Annotated in this window: 23 protein-coding genes and 1 pseudogene; 12 read left to right on the top strand and 12 right to left on the bottom strand. The window is 31.1% G+C overall.

Annotation, left to right across the window (positions count from 1 at the left end; translation table 11 throughout):
- The first annotated feature begins 63 nt into the window (after nt 1–63).
- The 4 genes from queF to DZ65_RS0103890 all read left to right on the top strand — a co-directional run bounded on the left by queF (nt 64) and on the right by DZ65_RS0103890 (nt 3,467).
- Nucleotides 64–615, top strand: a complete 552-nt coding sequence (queF, locus tag DZ65_RS0103905; protein ID WP_369792328.1) for a preQ(1) synthase — start codon at nt 64–66, stop codon at nt 613–615.
- A gap of 233 nt (nt 616–848) precedes the next feature.
- The gene (locus DZ65_RS0103900; RefSeq protein ID WP_024791256.1) at nt 849–2,192 is read left to right on the top strand and encodes an FAD-dependent thymidylate synthase; all 1,344 of its coding nucleotides are present in this window, start codon (nt 849–851) and stop codon (nt 2,190–2,192) included.
- The gene (locus DZ65_RS0103895) at nt 2,192–2,578 is read left to right on the top strand and encodes an Hpt domain-containing protein (RefSeq protein ID WP_024791255.1); all 387 of its coding nucleotides are present in this window, start codon (nt 2,192–2,194) and stop codon (nt 2,576–2,578) included. The genes DZ65_RS0103900 and DZ65_RS0103895 overlap by 1 nt, the downstream gene beginning before the upstream one ends.
- A 1-nt stretch (nt 2,579) precedes the next feature.
- Nucleotides 2,580–3,467, top strand: coding sequence for an RsmB/NOP family class I SAM-dependent RNA methyltransferase (locus DZ65_RS0103890; RefSeq protein WP_024791254.1), 888 nt, complete (start codon nt 2,580–2,582; stop codon nt 3,465–3,467).
- Here the strand turns inward: DZ65_RS0103890 and DZ65_RS09840 are convergent.
- The 3 genes from DZ65_RS09840 to DZ65_RS0103875 are packed head-to-tail and all read right to left on the bottom strand — an operon-like array spanning nt 3,406 to nt 4,766.
- On the bottom strand, nt 3,406–3,693 hold the full coding sequence (locus DZ65_RS09840) for a hypothetical protein (RefSeq protein ID WP_024791253.1): 288 nt from the start codon (nt 3,691–3,693) through the stop codon (nt 3,406–3,408). The two genes, DZ65_RS0103890 and DZ65_RS09840, sit on opposite strands and share 62 nt — an antisense overlap.
- A gap of 22 nt (nt 3,694–3,715) precedes the next feature.
- A complete protein-coding gene (gene coaE, locus DZ65_RS0103880) occupies nt 3,716–4,270 on the bottom strand; it encodes a dephospho-CoA kinase (RefSeq protein ID WP_024791252.1) in 555 nt (184 codons plus the stop codon).
- A gap of 1 nt (nt 4,271) precedes the next feature.
- A complete protein-coding gene (locus DZ65_RS0103875) occupies nt 4,272–4,766 on the bottom strand; it encodes a spermidine synthase (RefSeq protein ID WP_024791251.1) in 495 nt (164 codons plus the stop codon).
- Between the two features lie 93 nt (nt 4,767–4,859).
- On the opposite strand from DZ65_RS0103875, the gene DZ65_RS0103870 reads away from it, so the two are divergent.
- From DZ65_RS0103870 to DZ65_RS0103835, 8 genes and pseudogenes are all read left to right on the top strand, one after another.
- On the top strand, nt 4,860–5,081 hold the full coding sequence (locus DZ65_RS0103870; protein WP_024791250.1) for a hypothetical protein: 222 nt from the start codon (nt 4,860–4,862) through the stop codon (nt 5,079–5,081).
- A 45-nt stretch (nt 5,082–5,126) separates the two neighbouring features.
- The gene (locus tag DZ65_RS0103865) at nt 5,127–6,200 is read left to right on the top strand and encodes an epoxyqueuosine reductase QueH (RefSeq protein ID WP_024791249.1); all 1,074 of its coding nucleotides are present in this window, start codon (nt 5,127–5,129) and stop codon (nt 6,198–6,200) included.
- 20 nt (nt 6,201–6,220) lie between these two features.
- Nucleotides 6,221–6,661: a 3-hydroxyacyl-ACP dehydratase FabZ gene (gene fabZ / locus DZ65_RS0103860; protein ID WP_024787345.1), complete on the top strand. Its 441-nt coding sequence runs from the start codon at nt 6,221–6,223 to the stop codon at nt 6,659–6,661.
- On the top strand, nt 6,661–7,422 hold the full coding sequence (lpxA, locus tag DZ65_RS0103855) for an acyl-ACP--UDP-N-acetylglucosamine O-acyltransferase (protein WP_024791248.1): 762 nt from the start codon (nt 6,661–6,663) through the stop codon (nt 7,420–7,422). Before fabZ ends, lpxA begins: the two co-directional genes overlap by 1 nt.
- Nucleotides 7,406–8,631: pseudogene (gene clpX / locus DZ65_RS09835) on the top strand (ATP-dependent Clp protease ATP-binding subunit ClpX). Before lpxA ends, clpX begins: the two are co-directional and overlap by 17 nt.
- Nucleotides 8,621–9,646: a rod shape-determining protein gene (locus DZ65_RS0103845; protein ID WP_024791247.1), complete on the top strand. Its 1,026-nt coding sequence runs from the start codon at nt 8,621–8,623 to the stop codon at nt 9,644–9,646. The pseudogene clpX and the gene DZ65_RS0103845 overlap by 11 nt, the downstream one beginning before the upstream one ends.
- The gene (mreC, locus tag DZ65_RS0103840) at nt 9,639–10,376 is read left to right on the top strand and encodes a rod shape-determining protein MreC (RefSeq protein WP_024791246.1); all 738 of its coding nucleotides are present in this window, start codon (nt 9,639–9,641) and stop codon (nt 10,374–10,376) included. The genes DZ65_RS0103845 and mreC overlap by 8 nt, the downstream gene beginning before the upstream one ends.
- Complete coding sequence (locus DZ65_RS0103835; protein WP_024787339.1) at nt 10,366–10,905, top strand: hypothetical protein; 540 nt, start codon at nt 10,366–10,368, stop codon at nt 10,903–10,905. Before mreC ends, DZ65_RS0103835 begins: the two co-directional genes overlap by 11 nt.
- Here DZ65_RS0103835 and DZ65_RS0103830 read toward each other — a convergent pair.
- The 9 genes from DZ65_RS0103830 to accD all read right to left on the bottom strand — a co-directional run bounded on the left by DZ65_RS0103830 (nt 10,902) and on the right by accD (nt 17,888).
- Nucleotides 10,902–11,597, bottom strand: a complete 696-nt coding sequence (locus DZ65_RS0103830) for a YaaA family protein (protein WP_024787338.1) — start codon at nt 11,595–11,597, stop codon at nt 10,902–10,904. The two genes, DZ65_RS0103835 and DZ65_RS0103830, sit on opposite strands and share 4 nt — an antisense overlap.
- Nucleotides 11,594–12,976, bottom strand: a complete 1,383-nt coding sequence (locus DZ65_RS0103825; protein ID WP_024787337.1) for a Do family serine endopeptidase — start codon at nt 12,974–12,976, stop codon at nt 11,594–11,596. Before DZ65_RS0103825 ends, DZ65_RS0103830 begins: the two co-directional genes overlap by 4 nt.
- A gap of 139 nt (nt 12,977–13,115) precedes the next feature.
- Complete coding sequence (ribE, locus tag DZ65_RS0103820; protein ID WP_024791245.1) at nt 13,116–13,718, bottom strand: riboflavin synthase; 603 nt, start codon at nt 13,716–13,718, stop codon at nt 13,116–13,118.
- A complete protein-coding gene (locus DZ65_RS0103815; protein WP_024787335.1) occupies nt 13,718–14,644 on the bottom strand; it encodes a tRNA-dihydrouridine synthase in 927 nt (308 codons plus the stop codon). The genes ribE and DZ65_RS0103815 overlap by 1 nt, the downstream gene beginning before the upstream one ends.
- Entirely contained in the window at nt 14,619–15,539 is a 921-nt protein-coding gene (locus tag DZ65_RS0103810; protein ID WP_024791244.1) for a hypothetical protein, read from the bottom strand. Before DZ65_RS0103810 ends, DZ65_RS0103815 begins: the two co-directional genes overlap by 26 nt.
- Nucleotides 15,536–15,898 (bottom strand): RNA polymerase-binding protein DksA, encoded by a 363-nt coding sequence (gene dksA, locus DZ65_RS0103805; RefSeq protein WP_024787333.1) that lies wholly within the window; start codon nt 15,896–15,898, stop codon nt 15,536–15,538. Before dksA ends, DZ65_RS0103810 begins: the two co-directional genes overlap by 4 nt.
- 114 nt (nt 15,899–16,012) lie before the next feature.
- Nucleotides 16,013–16,444: a 23S rRNA (pseudouridine(1915)-N(3))-methyltransferase RlmH gene (locus DZ65_RS0103800; RefSeq protein ID WP_024787332.1), complete on the bottom strand. Its 432-nt coding sequence runs from the start codon at nt 16,442–16,444 to the stop codon at nt 16,013–16,015.
- Nucleotides 16,378–17,040, bottom strand: coding sequence for a thiamine phosphate synthase (locus tag DZ65_RS0103795; RefSeq protein WP_024787331.1), 663 nt, complete (start codon nt 17,038–17,040; stop codon nt 16,378–16,380). Before DZ65_RS0103795 ends, DZ65_RS0103800 begins: the two co-directional genes overlap by 67 nt.
- Complete coding sequence (gene accD, locus DZ65_RS0103790) at nt 17,040–17,888, bottom strand: acetyl-CoA carboxylase, carboxyltransferase subunit beta (protein WP_024791243.1); 849 nt, start codon at nt 17,886–17,888, stop codon at nt 17,040–17,042. Before accD ends, DZ65_RS0103795 begins: the two co-directional genes overlap by 1 nt.
- Nucleotide 17,889 lies beyond the last annotated feature (1 nt).

Here is a 17,889-nt window from a genome sequence, read left to right as displayed (position 1 = left end):
TAATATTGAAATAAATGAAAATTATTAAAAAAAGCAATTTTTTTGAAAAGTAAATGAGGAAACATTATCAATACAATCGCATATGAATTATGTAAAGATATTGACAGAAATGATATAAGTTTTGTAGCATTAACAATTGAATTGAATGGGCTTTTATTAACAGGGGATAAAAAACTTTTTAATGGATTAAAAAATAAAAAATTTAATAAATTAATTACTTTAGAGGAGATGAAATACGGTGAAAAAGAGATAGCGAAATTTAACCTGGATAAAATGGAAATATGGCCGAATAAAAACAAAAAAAATTATTTAATTAAAATCACTCTGCCTGAATTTATGTGTAAGTGTCCAAGAAGCGGATATCCCGATTTTGCAACAGTTTATTTGGAATATATTCCTGATGAATGGGTGGTTGAGCTTAAAGCTCTTAAGCTTTATATAAATTCATTTATGAACAGATACATTTCACATGAAGACAGTGCAAATGAAATTTTTGACACGCTTTATAACAAACTAAAACCAAAATATATGAAAATTACAATGGATTTTAATCCGAGGGGAAACGTTCATACCGTAATTGAAATAGACAGCGAAAAAATTAATAAAGAAAAATAAAAAATTTTATTATTTTTCCTCTTTTTTATCAGCAAATATATATAATTATTTAATTACGTCTACAAAGCTTTCTTATAAAGAATATCAAAATTTTAATACTATAGATAAAGAAGATAGTGATTTTACTGAATAGCTATTTGAATATTGGATTTAAGTATTATATTAATTTTTTTAATTTTTAAAAAAAATGTTACAATATAAAAAATTAATAGTGTTTTTATTAAAGGCAGACAATGAAAATAACGGCTCTAAAAACTAATTATAAACCGACAGATATTGCAGTGGGGAGTGCAAGAAGCTGCTATTTTGGAAAGCATATAATAACTCCGGAAGGTGCAGCTAATTGGGATAAAAAAAATGAACTTTTAAATTCCATTTTTAAAGCGGGGCATCATACAACGCTTATGCATTACAATTTTACTTTTTTAATTGAGGGAATGAGCAGGCTTTTAATCTGGAGATTACTTCATTCGCACCCTTTTTATAATTCCGAGCAGGTAAGCCAGAGATATGCAAAAATGAAACACGATAATTTCACCTATCCAAAAAATGCAGACAAAAAGAAGTGGCATAAATATTATGAAAAAATGTTTTCTTATTATGAAAAATTAATAGAAAAACTGACTCCTGTAATTGAAAAAATTTTGCCAAAATTCCAAAAAAAATTAGCTAAGAAAAAAGCCCAGGAATTTGCAAGATATTTATTGCCAATGGGTATGAATGCACATCTTTACCATACTATTAATGTAATAACAGCCCTAAGGTATATTACAGCCGCAGAAGCAATCCCGGAAGCTAAAGATGAAGCAAAGGAATTTATAAATCAGTTAAAACAGGAGATGTTAAAAATAGATGAAAATTTGAGAGATTTAATAGAGTTTGCAGAAAATGAAAAAGTGGTTTTTCCTGATACTGATATTGAAAAGATAAAAAAAAGACATATTAAAAACGAGAAAGTAAAGGTTTTTGATATAGTGGATTATGATTTTGAGCTTAATTCAAACTATGCAGGTGTTATGAGGCTTAGCAGTATGTATTTAGATGAATCTATCTTAGGCAGCTTTAATTCTTATATAAAATTATCTCTCTCAGCCGATGCTCAAAATCAAAGACACCGCCGTTCACCTGCAATTAGGCCGAAGTTAGAAACTATCTATAAAAGAGATTTTTATATTCCACCGGTAATAGAAAAATTTGCAAAAGATTTATATGAAGAAGCTATAAATTATGCGTATGAATTTTTTGAAAAAGAAAGAGAAAAATTAGGGTTTAGTGAAGCTGCTTATGCTCTTTTGAATGCCCATAATATTGAAATAATTGAGCATGATGATTTTAATGAATTTGCCCATAAGGCTCAAATGAGGCTTTGTTATAATGCCCAGGAGGAAATTTTTGATATAGTTTATAATCAGGTTAATCAGTTAAAAAAAGCAGGAGTCAAAGCTTCTAAAAATTTTTTACCTCCTTGTGCTATAAGGTATAAAGAAGGTTTAAGGCCTGTCTGTCCTGAAGGTGAAAGATTTTGCGGGGTAAAGGTATGGAAACTTAATTTTGAGGAATATAACAGGATAATTTAATGGGTATAAAAGATTATTTATATTCTGAATTTGACAGTGAAATTGTTGATGAATTTTTAATGCTTTATGATATTATTGAAGATAATTTAGACCTTTTGTTAGAAGAGCTTTATAACAATCCGGAAGCTGTAAATGACCTTTTTAGAATGTTTCATAATTTAAAATCTGCAACTGCTTATTTAAAACTAAGCAGAATTTCAAATTATGCGCATTTAATAGAAGATATTTTAGATAAAATAAGGGGAAAAGAAAAAATCCCAAAAGAAGTAATTGACTGGCTGTTTGATGCTACAGCTCAAATTCATAAATGGTATGAGGATATTGATAAAAATAGAGAACTTAGTCCTGCTGATATGAGCATATTAAAAAAACTGCCAAAGGTTTAAATTGCAAAAGGTATTTGAAGAAAAAATTAATAAAATAAATCCTGAAATTTTAAAAGGTTTAAAAGAAAAAAAAGAGTTTTCTTTTAGAATAAACAGACACAAAGCTGATTTAGATGTAATTGATGAACTTAAAAAAGAAGGTTTTTCTCCTAAAAAAGTTGAATGGAATGAATATGTTTTTACGTTGCCAATTGAAGAGCGTAAAAAAATAATAAAATCATCCTCATATACACAAAATAAAATTTATATCCAAAACCTATCATCAATTATAGCTGCTCTTAGCCTGAATGTAAATGAAGAAGACTGGGTATTAGACCTTGCGGCAGCCCCCGGGGGGAAAAGTTTAATTTTCAGCGAGATGGCAAAAAAAGTTAGTGCGGTTGAGCCAGATAAAAAGAGATTTTTCAGAATGAAAAGAAATTTTAAAGAACACGGTGCAAAAAATATTCAGACATACAATAAAGACGGAAGATTTGTGTATAAAGCAACAGGCGAGATGTTTGATAAAGTCTTTTTGGATGCACCCTGTAGCAGCGAAGCGCATATAGATGGGGAAGTTACTTGGTGGAATTTAAAAAGGGTAAAAAGATTTTCAAAACTCCAAAAAGAGCTTATAATTTCTGCATTTAACTGTTTAAAAAGTGGGGGTGAGATGATTTATGCAACCTGTACTTTTTCCCCTGAGGAAAATGAGGAAAATATAGATTTTTTATTAAATAAATTCCCTAATGCCGAAGTTTTGGAAGTTGATTTACCAATTGAGAATATCCAAGAAGGTATAACTAAATGGGAAGATAAAACATTTAGTAATGAAGTCAAAAAGTCAGTTAGAATACTGCCAAAAGATGCATACAGCGGCTTTTTCTTCTGTAAAATAAAGAAAAATTAGCTTTTTTATATTTTTCTTTTGCCACTTTTAGTGCGTTTATTACATCATCTATATTTTCATATGGAATATGCGCTTTCCAGTCAGGTTTTTCCCCGTTAATTGAAATACCGATACTTACAATCGGTTTACTTCCTTCTCCGTAAGGTTCTTCTATATGAGTTATGCTGATAACCCCTTCTTTTGTATGAGCCAGAGGAAATTCAGCTATAGGAACAGTTTTTTTCATATTCCCCTCCTTTTTTAATTTATTATATCATATTTAAAAATTTTTCAATTTCTTTTTGCAAATACTTTAAATCTTTTGAATTTTCTATTACAAAATCCGCTTTTTTTTTCTTTTCTTCTATATTCATTTGATTGTTTATAATTGATAAAGCCCCTTTTTCATCTACTTTATCCCTCTTTATTACTCTTTTTATTTGAAAATCTTTTGGGGTATATACAACTAAAACTTTATCAAATTCTGGATAATTCTGTTTTTCAAAAAAAAGCGGCAAATCTACAAAATAAATTACCCCGTCTTTTTCATGTTTTTTGGCAAGTTCTAATACCGGCAAAATCAAATCTTCTAAAATTTTAAGTTTTTCTTTATCGTTAAAAACTATTTTTCTAAGCTTTTTTCTATTATCTGTACCAAAAATTTCTTTAATTTTATCTTTTTTTTCTTCAAAAATTTTTTTACTTATTTTATCTGCATCAATAATTTTATATCCGTAAAGTTTTAGTAAAGATGCAACGGTGCTTTTTCCTGTGCCTATGCCTCCTGTTAAAAATATTGCATTTTTAAATTTTTCATTTTCCATTTTACATTTTAATAAAGTTTTTTATTTCTTCAAAAATATATTTTGGCATTACAAAAGAAGCCAAATGTATGTCTGTATGATAATAATATGTATTTTCCACAAAATCACTTCTGTGTCTTATAATATCCGCTGTAGGATGAGGTTTTTTACTTGCGAATACAAGCGGATAAATTTTATTCTCTTCAATGTAATAATAAGGCAGCACTATATAAAACATTTTGCTTAAATTTTCAAAAAGTGCTTTATCCGCTAAACTTTCAGCTGTAGTAATATATACGCCTTTGTCGTTTAGTTTTTGATAAATTTTAATGTAATCTGTCGGTTTGTCTTCTATAATTAAGTCATATTTTTCTTCGCTGTCTTCATTGAAAATATCAAATTTAGCAGTTATTATTTTTTTAAACTCACTGTTAAATTCACTTGGAGCTAAAACCTTTGTTCCCTCGCTGACACAAGCGCCGACCAACGCCATCATCTCTTTTTTAATTTGACTCATTATTATCCTTTTTTTGGGTTAATATAACAAAAAATCTTGAAATTTCAAAAAAATTTGATATATTTAAGACAAAACTATATTAAGGATAAAAAAATGTATAATATCGACATAGAAAAAAGATGCGGATGTGTAAAAAAAGACACTAGCTTAGAACTTCCAAAAACTTTTAAGGATAAAAAAGAAGCGGAATTTGAAGCACTGAAGCTAGCAAATTATATGAATGCCAATTATTGTAAAAAACACAGGTTTTTTGTTAATGAAGAAGGGAATAATTTTACAATCTGTGTAGAACTTTCCTGTCCTAAAATTAGTTAAAAATTTAACATTGACATTTGTAATTAAACATTAATAGGGTTTTTTATGGTTGTACATTTATGCTGCAGTGTTGATGCAGGCTATTTTTTAAAAAGATTACAAAAAGATTATCCTAATGAAAAAATAATAGGATATTTTTATAACTCAAATATCCATCCATACAGCGAATTTAAATTAAGAAGTATGGATACAAAAAGAATTTGTGAAAAACTTGGGGTTGAATATATTGAGGGTAAATATGATTATGAAAGCTGGCTTAAGGCTGTAAAAGGGTATGAAGAAGAGCCTGAAAAAGGAATTAGATGTTCAATATGTTTTGACCATTCCCTTGAAAGAACGGCAAGGTTTGCTAAAAAAATAGGGGAAAATAAAATTACAACTTCACTTCTTATGTCTCCGATGAAATCCCAGGAGCAGCTGTCATCAATCGGAAAAGCGGTAAAAAGAAAATATGATGTCGATTTTTTAGTGGTTGATTACAGGAAAAAAGGCGGTACGCAAGAGCAGCAGTTATATGCAAAAGAAAATCAGCTTTACCGTCAGGATTACTGCGGATGTATTTACGGAATCTGGCAGCAAAAACAAAATCAGGAAATTATTGATGAGCTTATTTCTCCATATCCATTTCAGATACTTCCAGCAAGTATAGAAGAGAGGTTAAATTTTTATGAAAATAGAATGAAGTTAGAAGAAAAGGGAACTCTTTATAAAATAGAAAAAGAGGGTTTTTTAAATTACAGACTGCTTCAATCAAATGTAAAATGTAAAGTGAAAAGTGAAATAATTTATAGTTATACTTTATTTTATTCGTATCTTGATAGAAAACAAAGAGTTAGAATTGAATATATTAAAAATGGAGTTGGATATGCAAATAGGGCGAATGTAATATTTGTTACTGTAAAAAAAATAAATGAAATTTTAGGTAAATCTTATAAAAATATAAATGAATTTTATTCTAACCCTTTAACAATAGAAGAAGAATTAAAAATTAGAAATTTTATTACAAACACACCGTTTAATCTATCACCTATAATAGTTTTAGATAAACTGACGGATAAAACAATTGATATAAAAATAGAAGCTAAAATATATCCTGACACACGGGAAATTTTGATATAATTTTTAAAAAAAGGAAAAGAATGGTTTACAATATTAATGAAATTCAGGAAATGCTTCCACACAGATATCCTTTTTTACTGGTAGACAGAATTACCAGTGTAAAAACAGGAGAATATGTGGAGGGTTTTCTTAATATTTCTATTACAAATGCTGTATTTCAGGGGCATTTTCCAGGTCATCCCATATATCCAGGTGTTTTAATAATTGAAGGTATGGCTCAAACCGGAGCAGTTTTGCCTTTTACTGTAATGGATAAAAAAGAGTTAAAAAACAAAGTTGTATATTTTATGAGTATAGATAATGCTAAATTCAGAAAACCGGTAAGACCAGGGGACAGATTGGAATACAGGGTTTCAACTGTTAAACAAAGAGGGAAAATCTGGATGCTTCACGGGGAAGCATATATAGATAATGAAATTGTAGCCGAAGCAGATTTAAAAGCTATGATAATGGATAAATAATGAATAATATAAAAGGCAAAATTGGTAAAAACTGTAAAATAGGAGAGGGTGCAATAATTGATGAATTTGTAGAAATAGGGGATAACTGTATAATAGACCCATATGCCGTAATTACGGGATATACAAAAATAGGAAATAATAATCATATATTTTCCCATGCAGTTATAGGAAGTATTCCTCAGGATTTAAAATATAACGGTGAAAAAACCTATCTTGTAATAGGTGATAATAATAAAATCCGTGAATTTACTTTAATAAATCCAGGGACCCAAGGCGGAGGCGGAGTGACAAAAATAGGTAATAACAACCTTTTAATGGGATATGTTCACGTGGCGCATGATGTAATAATAGGAGATAACTGTATTTTGGCAAATGCGGCAACTTTAGCCGGGCATGTGGTTTTAGAAAACAATGTTGTAATCGGGGGCATGACTCCGATTCACCAATTTGTAAAAATAGGAGAATTTGCCATGATAGCCGGTGCGAGCGCTTTAAGTCAGGATATTCCTCCTTATTGTTTAGCTGAGGGAAACAGGGCAAAACTAAGGGGTCTTAATATTACAGGGCTTAGGAGAAAGCTTGAGAACAGAAACGATATAGATGAACTTAAAAAAGCTTATAAAGAACTGTTTGAAAGCGGAAAACCGTTAAAAGATGTAGCAAAAAAAATATTAGAAAATAATTACAATAAATATGTAAAACATTTATGCGAGTTTGTATTAAATTCAAAAAGGGGAATACCGTATGTTAGAAAAGTGTAGTTTTTGCGGAAGTGTTGAGAGTGAAGATAACCCTCTTTTGGCAGCACCGGACAATAAGGCTTTTATTTGTAAAAACTGTGTAATAACCGCTTATGAAATTATAATGGGGGCCGAGGAAAAGCAGGATAAAAAAAATAAAAAAAGCGAGCAGATAAAATTATTAACCCCAAAAGAGATAAAAGCTCATTTGGATGAATATGTAATTGGTCAGGAAAGAGCTAAAAAAATTGTTTCAGTTGCTGTTTATAACCATTATAAAAGAATACTTTACGGTGAGAATCAGGATGTAGAAATTCAAAAATCAAATATTTTGATGATAGGACCAACAGGTAGCGGTAAAACATTAATAGCAAGAACCCTTGCAAAGCTTCTTGATGTTCCTTTGGCAATAGCAGATGCGACTTCTTTAACGGAAGCCGGGTATGTAGGTGAGGATGTTGAAAATGTTTTATTAAAATTAATTCAGGCTGCCGACTGGGATATTGAGAGGGCCCAAAGGGGTATTGTATTTATAGATGAAATTGATAAAATTTCAAGACTTTCTGAAAACCGCTCCATTACGAGGGATGTATCCGGAGAAGGTGTCCAGCAGGCGCTTTTAAAAATTATAGAAGGAAGTATAGTAAACGTTCCCCCTCAGGGTGGAAGAAAACATCCGAACCAGGAGTTTATACAAATAGACACAAGCAATATTTTATTTATATGCGGCGGTGCATTTGACGGACTGGGTGATATTATAGAAAAAAGGCTTGAAGGCTCAACCGTGGGATTTTTGGGAAATGCAAAAGCAAAAATGAAAAAAGATGATATTTATGCATTGGCAGAACCTGAAGATTTGGTTAAATACGGCCTTATTCCGGAACTTATCGGAAGGCTTCCCGTTATTGCACATTAAAAGAACTTGGCGAAGATGATTTAATAAGGGTTTTAACCGAGCCAAAAGATGCTTTAATTAAACAATATCAGGCTCTTTTTGCACTTGATAATGTTAAACTTACTTTTGAAGAAGACGCTTTAAGGGCAATTGCCAAAAAAGCCATTCAAAGAGGCACAGGAGCCAGAGGGCTCAGGGCAATTCTTGAAGAAGCAATGGTTGATGTTATGTTTAATTTGCCTGAATACAGGGGATATGAAATAATTATTACAAAAGATGTAATAGAAAAAAAGAATGAGCCTATTCTTATAAAAAGGAATAAAAATGCTAAATAAATTATTGGGGCTTTTCAGCAGTGATTTGGCAATTGATTTGGGTACTGCAAATACGCTTGTAAGCATTAAGGGAAAAGGTATAATTATCAACGAGCCGAGTGTTGTTGCCATTCAGGATGATAAACATAAAAGAAAGGTTTTGGCTGTAGGTCACAAAGCAAAAGAAATGGTCGGAAAAACTCCTAAAAACATAGTGGCAATAAGACCTATGAAAGACGGGGTAATTGCCGATTTTACTGTAACTGAAGAGATGATAAGACATTTTATTCAAAAAGTTCACAACAGAAAAACCCTGATTCGTCCAAGAATTGTAATCTGCGTGCCTTTCGGATTAACCCAGGTTGAAAGAAAAGCCGTTAAAGAGTCTGCTATGAGTGCGGGGGCTAGGGAAGTTTATTTAATAGAAGAGCCGATGGCTGCTGCCATCGGGGCAGGGCTTCCTGTAAAAGAGCCTCAGGGAAGCATGGTAATTGATATAGGCGGCGGTACGACAGAAATAGGTGTGATATCTTTAGGCGGTTTGGTGGTAAGTAAATCAATCAGGGTCGCAGGGGATAAGTTTGATAAATCCATAGTTGATTATATAAATAAAAAATATAACCTGATTATAGGTGAAAGAACAGCGGAAGAAATTAAAAAAGCAATAGGAAGTGCCGTTAAACTTGAAGAGGAAATGTCAATTCAAATTCAGGGTAAAAACAGAATTTCCGGGCTTCTTGAGACTATTACAATTACAAGCGAAGATATCAGGGAAGCTCTTAAAGAGCCGGTAAAAGATATAGGTGAAGCTGTAAAAGAAGTTTTGGAAGATACCCCGGCTGATTTGGCAGGGGATATTGTAGAGAACGGTATTGTAATGACTGGAGGCGGAGCCCTTCTCAGAGGGATTGATTCATATATAAGCGATTTGGTTAACCTTCCTGTATATGTGGCAGAAGAGCCTCTTTTAGCCGTTGCAAAAGGTACCGGAAAAGTGCTTGATGAAATAGAACTTCTTTCAAGTATCAATGAGTAAAAAATTAATTTTAATTATAAGCTTATTATTAGCTTTTTTCTTTTCTTTTCTTTTTAAGGATTTTATAATTGAATCTTCTTTATATGTCGGGAACAGTGTTCTTTTTATAAAAAATAAAATTTATGAACAAATAAATGAGCATTTTAATCAGGCGGAAAAAATTAAAAATCTTGTTGAAAAAAATAAACTGCTGGTAAACAAAATAAATAATCTGGAAGCTAAAATTAACTCTTGCAGAGATTTAAAATATTTTAAATATATAAATAAACCCAATCTGACATTTGTTTATACCCTCTCTTATGCCTCAGTGCCTGATTTCAGTAAAATTTATATAAATTATCATAAAAAATTAATTAAGCCTAAAGGATTGGTTTATAATAATTTGGTTTGCGGGGAGGTTATTAAAAACATAGGAAATTATTCACTGGCTATTCTTAATTCAAATGAAAAAACAAGATATACCGTTTATATAGGAAAAAATGAAATTCCAGGTATTTTTTACGGAAAAACAGATACATTAAAATATATTCCCAAATTTAAACATATAAATGTAGGGGATGAGGTTGTTACAAGCGGGCTTGACGGTATTTTTTACAAAGGTGCGAAAGTTGGTATAATAACTGAAATAATACAAAAGAAACTTTATCAGGAGGCAAAGGTAAAGCTTTTTTATAATGATTTACATCCGGAATTTTTTTATGTAATTGAAGGAGGTAACAATGGAAATTGAAAATACATTAAAAAAAATGGGCCTGGTGATTGAAAAATTGGCTGGGAAGGTTGATGAATTAGATAAGAGGGTTTCTAAATTGGAAGAAAAATCAGGAGACGTTGAAAAAAAGTTCTCAAGCAAGGATTTTCAGACTCAAACCCAAACTCAGACGAAACATTCTTCAAGCAGTTCCTTAAGTGGTTTTGGAAATAGTTTTTTGGGCTCCCTTACAGGTTCAATGGCCGGGATGGGACTTTATCATTTATTGTTTGATCATTCCGTTACCCCCGAAAATTTTGGAGAATCTCTTGGAATGGATACAAATGAGATAAATGAAACAACCGGTAATAATTTTGATTATATTGATGAAAGACTGGGTGAAATTGATAATAAACTTGATGAAATTGATCAAAAACTGGATGAAAATAATTCAGCTAACAGTGATGATATAATGGATAATGATTATTATGAAAGTTATGAAAATAATTTACCTGACAATGATTTTGACAGCGGATTTGACGATTTTGACGGAATTGATGATGTTTAAACTTCGCAGACTATTTCTCTAATTCCTTTTTTTTCTGTTATTTCCATGATTTTAATATCAGGAAAATTTATTTTTAAAAGTTCATTAATGTTTGAAGGTTTATTTACAGCTATAATTCTTGTAAGTTTGCCTCTGTAAGCCTTGGCAAAATGGCTAACTATTTTATTGTTTTTTATAAATTTAAAAGTAACTGCGTTTTTCGGTTTATATATTTTTTCATAAAATTTGGCTCTTAAATCTATAAATTCTTCATGTTTGTTTATTTCATCCAGAATAGGGGTAAATATTTCCTTATGCATTTTATAAATATCAAATCCCGGTTTTGCCCCCTGTTTAAGTGTATAAAAAGGTATTAAATCTTTTGCGCTAATTACTCCAAAAAGATTGGAAAAAATAAACAGATTGTCATCTATATAATTTTGAGATTCTTTATCCAGGGAAGGATAGTCTAAATGTTCAAACGCAACCCCTGAATATCTTAAAATCGCTTTTTTTGTAGGACGTGTAAAAACTGAAGATTTATCATCACCAAAATTTTTCGTATCTGTATTCTTTTGCAAAAACTCATCATACTTTTTAACAATTTCAACTCTTTTTTTATATATTTCAGGGAATATAAAAGAGTCTTTATTAATAGGAGAAAAATCTCTCCCCTTTGTTTTTCTTTCGCTCGGGGCTAATAAAATTTTCATAACTGAATTATGAATATTGAATTTTCTCTTTTTAATTTAAGTAGTGCATCACCCCTGTCCAATCCTTTTAACAAAGTTTTCAATTCATTTATTGAGTGTATTTCAACCCATTTTCCCGTTTTTACAGTTTTAACCGCAAGTATAATGTCGCCTTTTTGAACGCCCACCATTGAAGGATAAGAATTTGGATTGACATTGTCTACTTTTACTTCATTTTTTTCTTCTTTCAAAGTAAGGCCTTCAAGCAGTTTAATATTTTGAATTTTTTCTTTTTTTACTTTTAGAGCTTTTAATTTTGCCTTTAGTGTTATATATTTTCCGTTTCTGTATACGGTTAAAGTAATTTCGGCCCCCGCTCCTTTAAATGCTATTTTATTTCTAAGTTCGCCTGCATTTTTAACTTTTTCACCGTCAACAGCCACAATAATATCCCCAGGTTTTATTCCTGCTTTACTTGCAGCGGAATTTTTTTGAACCTTGTTTACAAGTACACCGTGGTCAATTCCGTACAGTTTTGCCTTGCTTGAATCTATATTGCTAATCATAACCCCAAGGTAGCCTCTTACTACTTTCCCTTTTTCAATAAGTGAAGTTGCTACAAATTTGACCATATTGCTTGGAATTGCAAAACCTATTCCGTTATTTCCGCCGCTTTTTGTAATTATTGCGGAATTTATCCCTATAAGCCTTCCTTTTAAATCCACGAGAGCTCCCCCGCTGTTTCCGGGATTTATGGCCGCATCGGTTTGAATGAAGTTTTCATAGGAATTTAGTCCAATCGAAGTTCTGTTTTTTGCGCTTATAATTCCGTGTGTTACACTCTCTCCGAGTCCGAAAGGTTCACCTATAGCCAAAACAACATCCCCCACTTTTACTTTGTTTGAATTTGTAAAAGTGATAGGATGTAAATTTTTTGCTTCTATTTTTATAACTGCAATATCTGTTGCCGGGTCGCTTCCTATAAGTTTTGCTGTATATTTTTTCCCATCAAATGTTTTTACTATAATTTTAGTCGCTCCCGATACAACATGGTTATTTGTAACAATATATCCGTTTTTGGAGATAATCACGCCGCTACCGAGTGCATATTCTTTCTGTTCTTTCGGAGTGTTTGGAACATTTCCGAACGGTCCGAAGAATCTTTTAAAAAACGGGTCGTTGAAAAATCTTCTGAACTGATCGGGAATTTTTATTTTTACTATTTTAGTGGTGGAAATGTTTACAACGCTAGGGATTACTTTTTTTACTACCGGTGAAAAGGACATAACCTGATTTTGATTAGGCGCAACTCTGTTTAATGTGGAATTGTCACTTTTTATATTGATATTTCCTGCCAACAGGGCAGCTGCTAAAAATGAGCTTAATATAATCTTTTTCATAACCTCTCCTTAAAAGTTTTTGTTTTCATAAGTATAAATCTTTTTTATTAAAAAGAGGTTAAAATATTAAATTTCTTAAACTTTTCTTAAAAATTAACATTCAATTTAACATTTAACATTCATCATTTAACATTTAATATTACCACCAGGCCAAAACCTCATCGAAATTATTATTTTCTTTTTTAAACATATTATATATATATCTTGCAAACAAATCTGTTTCTATATTTACCCTCCTATGAATTTTATATTCTCTAAATAGAGTGTTTTCAAAAGTATGGGGAATAATAGTCAGTCTAAACCTGTCAGAAAAAACATCATTTATTGTAAGGCTGACCCCGTCTATTGCAATAGAGCCTTTTTGGGCAATATATTTCATTATTTTAGGGTCTGTTTTTATTATTACATCATAAGAGTTTCTGTTTTTTTTAATTTCAAGTATTTCTCCAACTGCGTCAATATGCCCCTGAATCAGATGTCCGTCTATTTTGTCTCCAAAACGCAACGCCTCTTCTAAATGAACTTTTTTTCCGCTTTGGTAATTTTTAATTTCAACTATTTTTTGGGTTTCAGGAGAGAGTTCTACTTCAAATCCGTCACTAAAAATTTTGGTAACCGTAAGACATGCTCCGTTTACCGCTATTGAATCACCTGTTTGCGGTTGTAATTTTGAAATTATACTTAGTTTGTTATTGCTGAAATTTTTTATTTTTCCTATTTCTCTTATTACTCCGTTAAACATTAAAAATACTCCTCAATTAGCTTCATCGCTTCATTAAAATCAGTAACACTATTTATTTTACTTCTAAATTCGCTTGCTTTTTCTATTCCTTTTGAATATCCGTGCGCATGCTTTCTAAATAAAATAACGCCGTAATCTCTGTAAAAATTATGCATCTGTTTTAAATGTTCAATTATTACTTCTTTTTTCTGCTTAGGTGTAATATTACCGCTTTGTTTCATTTCAAGAAAAATCCAGGGTTTTCCGATAGCACCTCTTCCAATTGAGACGCCTTTTGCACCAGTGTATTCCAAAACATATTTGGCTTTTTTGAAATCGGTAATGTCTCCGTTTGCAATTACCGGGATATTTACGGCTTTCACCACTTTTTTGATTTCTTCATAATTACTTTTGCCTTTGTACATTTGTGTGATCGATCTTCCGTGAAGAGTTAAAAATTTAATTCCCAGATCTTCTAGCATTTTAGCCCTCTCTACCGCCACGCTTCTCTCAAATCCAAGCCTTATTTTGGCACTTACAGGTTTTTTGGAAGTATTGACAATTACTTTTATAATTTCTTTTAAAAATTCTTTATTTTCATCTTTTAGCAAAATTCCTCCAAATCCGCTTCTTCTGGCTTTTTTTACGGGGCATCCCAGGTTTATGTCAATTCCGTCAATTTCATCTATTTCATTAATAATTTCTACAGCTTTTCTTGCGTTTTCAGTGTTATTAGCGGCAATTTGTACAAAATAAGGGGTTTCAATTGGGGATTTTTGCATCATTTTTTTTGTTTTTTCATTATTATATACAAAAGCGTTTACATTTATCATTTCAGAAAATGTCAAATCACATCCGAATTTTTTAACGACGCTTCTGAATGGAAGGTCGGTATATCCTGCTAAAGGAGCCAAAAAAAATTTAGGATATTGCCTGAAGATATTCATCAATGTCTATTTTGACTCCGCATTCTTTTAATTTTAAAATATATTCAAAAATTTTAAGTGAATGCTTTTCAATAATTTCTTTTGCTTTTTCAATATGCTCATATTTTAATGCTAAATAAGCACTTCCGTAAACAAACGGAAATATTATTTCAAGTTCCTCATCAGGCGTTCTTGAGCCGTAAAGTGCTTTTGCTATTTTTATTTCTTCAAATTTAGAGAGTTTGGCAATTTCAAGCAGTTTTTTTAAATCTTTATCATTTATATGCGAAAGTATTATCTCTTTTGTTAGGGGATATTTATATTTTAAAATTTCTTCGATAGGGGCTTTTTGGGCAAAAATTTGAAAAGCTTCTTTTTTAAGTTCTTCATTTTTAAATTTTCTCAACACTTCTTTTGCATAGTTTCCATCTTTTTTGAGTCTGTTTTTTATATTTAAAATATACCACGGATTGTTTTCACTCAGTTTATATTTGCTGATTTCTATAACCTTGCCGTTTTTAAGTTTTTTCAAATCTTCTAAAAATTCAAATTTTTCACTAGGATTTGGTTCTATATTAAGCCCGTTGATGTTTTTTACAAAATTGTTGCAGTATTTAAGAACTTTGACTTCTTTTAAACTGTTTTTATAAAGAATTTTGTTTTTAATATTATTTATTATTATTTCTATATCTTTTTGTATGTTTTTTTTATAAAAGAAGGTTTGTAAATGTATAAAAACAAAAAAGAGAATGGATAAAATATAAAAAATTCCTAAAAACAGTGCTATCCATACGGCATTAGGCAAAGAGATATTAATTCCAAATATTGAAAAGACGGTAGATGAATTATCCTGTATATAAACAAAAAGAGTCATTAATGCAATAAAAATAAGACTGAAAACGGAATATTTTTTCATTTTTTGTTTTTTCCTTCTTTTTCAACTATTTCTCTACATATTATACAATATTTTGCATAAGGTTTTATTAAAAGTCTTTCTTTATTTATAGGTTCTTCGCACATTTCACATATTCCGTATGTGCCTTCTTCTATTTTTTTTAGGGCAATATTTATTTCTTCAAGTTCGTTTTTCAGTGTTAAATAAATTTGCTGTTTTCTTCCGCTGTCCATTGCACTTGTAGCCTCATCGCCTTCGTCGCATACATCATCACATGAAAGTTCTTTTATTTCGTTTGTAATGTCATCAAGAATTTTAATAATTTCTTTTTTTCTTTCAAGCAGTTTTTCTTTAAAAATATGATTGTTATTCATTGTCATTCTCTCTCCTTTTTATTTCTTAATTAAACTTGGCTTCTTAGCAACTCATAACTCACAACTCACCACCCCGCCGCTTTTCAAGCGGCCGGGCAAGCTCACAACTCACCATTTTCACTATTTATGATACGGATGATTGTTTTTTATACTGAGAGCTCTATAAATTTGTTCAAATAAAACAATTTTTGCTATTTTATGACTCATAGTTAAAGGACTCAGCGAAACATTAATCCCTTTTTTTTTGAATTCCTCGTCAAATCCCCACGCACCCCCTATAAAAAAGTTAATTTTCGGATATTCAAACATCTTTGAAAATTCAATTGAATCAATCAGTTTCCCTTCGGGTGTCAATATAATATTGAACCCCTCAGCTGTATATTTTTCAAAAATGTTTGAATATTCTCTTTTTGGATTATTTGTTTTGGAAAGATTTTTAGAATAGAGTGTTATATTTTTAACATCTGCAAAGGGGCGTGATTTTTTTATAAATTCTTCAATCTCTTTTTTATATTCTTCTTTTTTTTCAATCGAATAGACGTTAATTTGCATATATCACTTCCTATTACTTTTATGGCTGGAATTTTATCATAAATTTTTACTCCGCCTATAATTGCAACAGGATGATTTGAAAATTTTATAAGTTCTATTACTTTTTTTCCCAAAATATTTGATGTATCTTTTGTGGAAGTTTTTTTGTAAGCCCCAAGCCCTATATAATCAAGCGGCAGTTTATTGGTTTTAAGTATCTCTTTTTTATTGTGTGTGGAAAGACCAACAATTTTGGTTTTAAATTTGTTGTCTTGTAACTTGGAACTTGGAACTTGGCCACTAATATTCCCATTTTTTAAATTTAATATTACTTCTTTTTTTGATAGATTAAATCTTTTGCATAAATTTTCAAGGTCTTCCTGTCCTATGTGTATTCCGTCAGCATAAGGAAGAAGTTCTATTGCATCATTTATTATTAATGTTTTTTTCCACTGTTTTCTAATTTCACGGAGTCTGTTTAGTTTTTCTTCCAGAGAGGAATTTTTGTCTCTGTATTGTAAAAATTTTGCTTTGAGCCCTTTTGCCGTTTTGCAAAAATCTTTAATGGATAAATGATATTTTTGCAGCGTATCCCAGTCTAAGAGGGCATAAATCATTAACCGGCATTCTTTAGCGTATATTTTAATAAATCGGCAATACTCTGTTTTAATTTGTCTCTTTTTACAACCATATCTATTAACCCGTGCTCAAGTAAAAACTCCGCCCTTTGAAAGCCTTCCGGCAGATCTTCCCCGATTGTCTGTTTAATAACCCTAGGTCCTGCAAATCCAATCATTGCCCCGGGTTCTGCAATAATAAAATCGCCTAAAAATGCAAAACTTGCGCTTACTCCCCCGAAAGTCGGGTCTGTTAAAACAGAAATATACGGGAGATTATGTTCAGATAAACTTGCAAGTGCTGCGGATGTTTTAGCCATTTGCATAAGAGAAAATGTGCTCTCCTGCATTCTGGCGCCTCCGCTGGTGGATACAATAACCAAACCGCATTTTTTCTCAATGGCTCTCTTTACAGCCCTTACTATTTTTTCACCTTCAACGCTTCCCAGGCTTCCTCCCATAAAGTTAAAATCAAACACTACAAGCTGGGTTAAGATAGAATTAATTCTGCATTCTCCGCTTATTACAGAAGAATAGTTTTGTGTTTTTTTGTAATTTTCTTCTATTCTTTTTTTATAGCTTTTTTTATCCACAAAATTTAGAGGGTCGTTCGGTTTTAAGTTTTTATCAAATTCAGTAAAAGTATCTTCATCGGCAAGTAATTTTATTCTGTCGTTTGTGCTCATTCTGAAATGATATCCGCATTTTGGACATGTGTTATTTTGTTTTTGAACTTCTTTGTAAAAACTTATTGCGCCACAGGCGGGGCATTTTATCCAGTTGTTAGAGGTGTCTTCTTTTTTAGGCTGAGGTTTTTTAAATTTTTTCAAAAAATTACTGAATCCCATT

Origin of the sequence: Lebetimonas sp. JS032 (genome assembly GCF_000523315.1) — a bacterium.
Taxonomy (GTDB): domain Bacteria; phylum Campylobacterota; class Campylobacteria; order Campylobacterales; family Nautiliaceae; genus Lebetimonas.
The sequence above is the reverse complement of the archived record's forward strand: the minus strand, read 5'-3'. Positions and strand labels throughout refer to the sequence as shown.

Bases quoted from the DNA above. Each gene is read 5' to 3' on its own strand.
- DZ65_RS0103900 (WP_024791256.1), top strand. From the start codon at position 849: ATGAAAATAACGGCTCTAAAAACTAATTATAAACCGACAGATATTGCA.
- DZ65_RS0103895 (WP_024791255.1), top strand. From the start codon at position 2,192: ATGGGTATAAAAGATTATTTATATTCTGAATTTGACAGTGAAATTGTT.
- DZ65_RS09840 (WP_024791253.1), bottom strand. From the start codon at position 3,693: ATGAAAAAAACTGTTCCTATAGCTGAATTTCCTCTGGCTCATACAAAA.
- coaE (WP_024791252.1), bottom strand. From the start codon at position 4,270: ATGGAAAATGAAAAATTTAAAAATGCAATATTTTTAACAGGAGGCATA.
- DZ65_RS0103875 (WP_024791251.1), bottom strand. From the start codon at position 4,766: ATGAGTCAAATTAAAAAAGAGATGATGGCGTTGGTCGGCGCTTGTGTC.
- DZ65_RS0103870 (WP_024791250.1), top strand. From the start codon at position 4,860: ATGTATAATATCGACATAGAAAAAAGATGCGGATGTGTAAAAAAAGAC.
- DZ65_RS0103865 (WP_024791249.1), top strand. From the start codon at position 5,127: ATGGTTGTACATTTATGCTGCAGTGTTGATGCAGGCTATTTTTTAAAA.
- fabZ (WP_024787345.1), top strand. From the start codon at position 6,221: ATGGTTTACAATATTAATGAAATTCAGGAAATGCTTCCACACAGATAT.
- lpxA (WP_024791248.1), top strand. From the start codon at position 6,661: ATGAATAATATAAAAGGCAAAATTGGTAAAAACTGTAAAATAGGAGAG.
- DZ65_RS0103845 (WP_024791247.1), top strand. From the start codon at position 8,621: ATGCTAAATAAATTATTGGGGCTTTTCAGCAGTGATTTGGCAATTGAT.
- mreC (WP_024791246.1), top strand. From the start codon at position 9,639: ATGAGTAAAAAATTAATTTTAATTATAAGCTTATTATTAGCTTTTTTC.
- DZ65_RS0103835 (WP_024787339.1), top strand. From the start codon at position 10,366: ATGGAAATTGAAAATACATTAAAAAAAATGGGCCTGGTGATTGAAAAA.
- DZ65_RS0103830 (WP_024787338.1), bottom strand. From the start codon at position 11,597: ATGAAAATTTTATTAGCCCCGAGCGAAAGAAAAACAAAGGGGAGAGAT.
- DZ65_RS0103825 (WP_024787337.1), bottom strand. From the start codon at position 12,976: ATGAAAAAGATTATATTAAGCTCATTTTTAGCAGCTGCCCTGTTGGCA.
- ribE (WP_024791245.1), bottom strand. From the start codon at position 13,718: ATGTTTAACGGAGTAATAAGAGAAATAGGAAAAATAAAAAATTTCAGC.
- DZ65_RS0103815 (WP_024787335.1), bottom strand. From the start codon at position 14,644: ATGAATATCTTCAGGCAATATCCTAAATTTTTTTTGGCTCCTTTAGCA.
- DZ65_RS0103810 (WP_024791244.1), bottom strand. From the start codon at position 15,539: ATGAAAAAATATTCCGTTTTCAGTCTTATTTTTATTGCATTAATGACT.
- dksA (WP_024787333.1), bottom strand. From the start codon at position 15,898: ATGACAATGAATAACAATCATATTTTTAAAGAAAAACTGCTTGAAAGA.
- DZ65_RS0103800 (WP_024787332.1), bottom strand. From the start codon at position 16,444: ATGCAAATTAACGTCTATTCGATTGAAAAAAAAGAAGAATATAAAAAA.
- DZ65_RS0103795 (WP_024787331.1), bottom strand. From the start codon at position 17,040: ATGATTTATGCCCTCTTAGACTGGGATACGCTGCAAAAATATCATTTA.
- accD (WP_024791243.1), bottom strand. From the start codon at position 17,888: ATGGGATTCAGTAATTTTTTGAAAAAATTTAAAAAACCTCAGCCTAAA.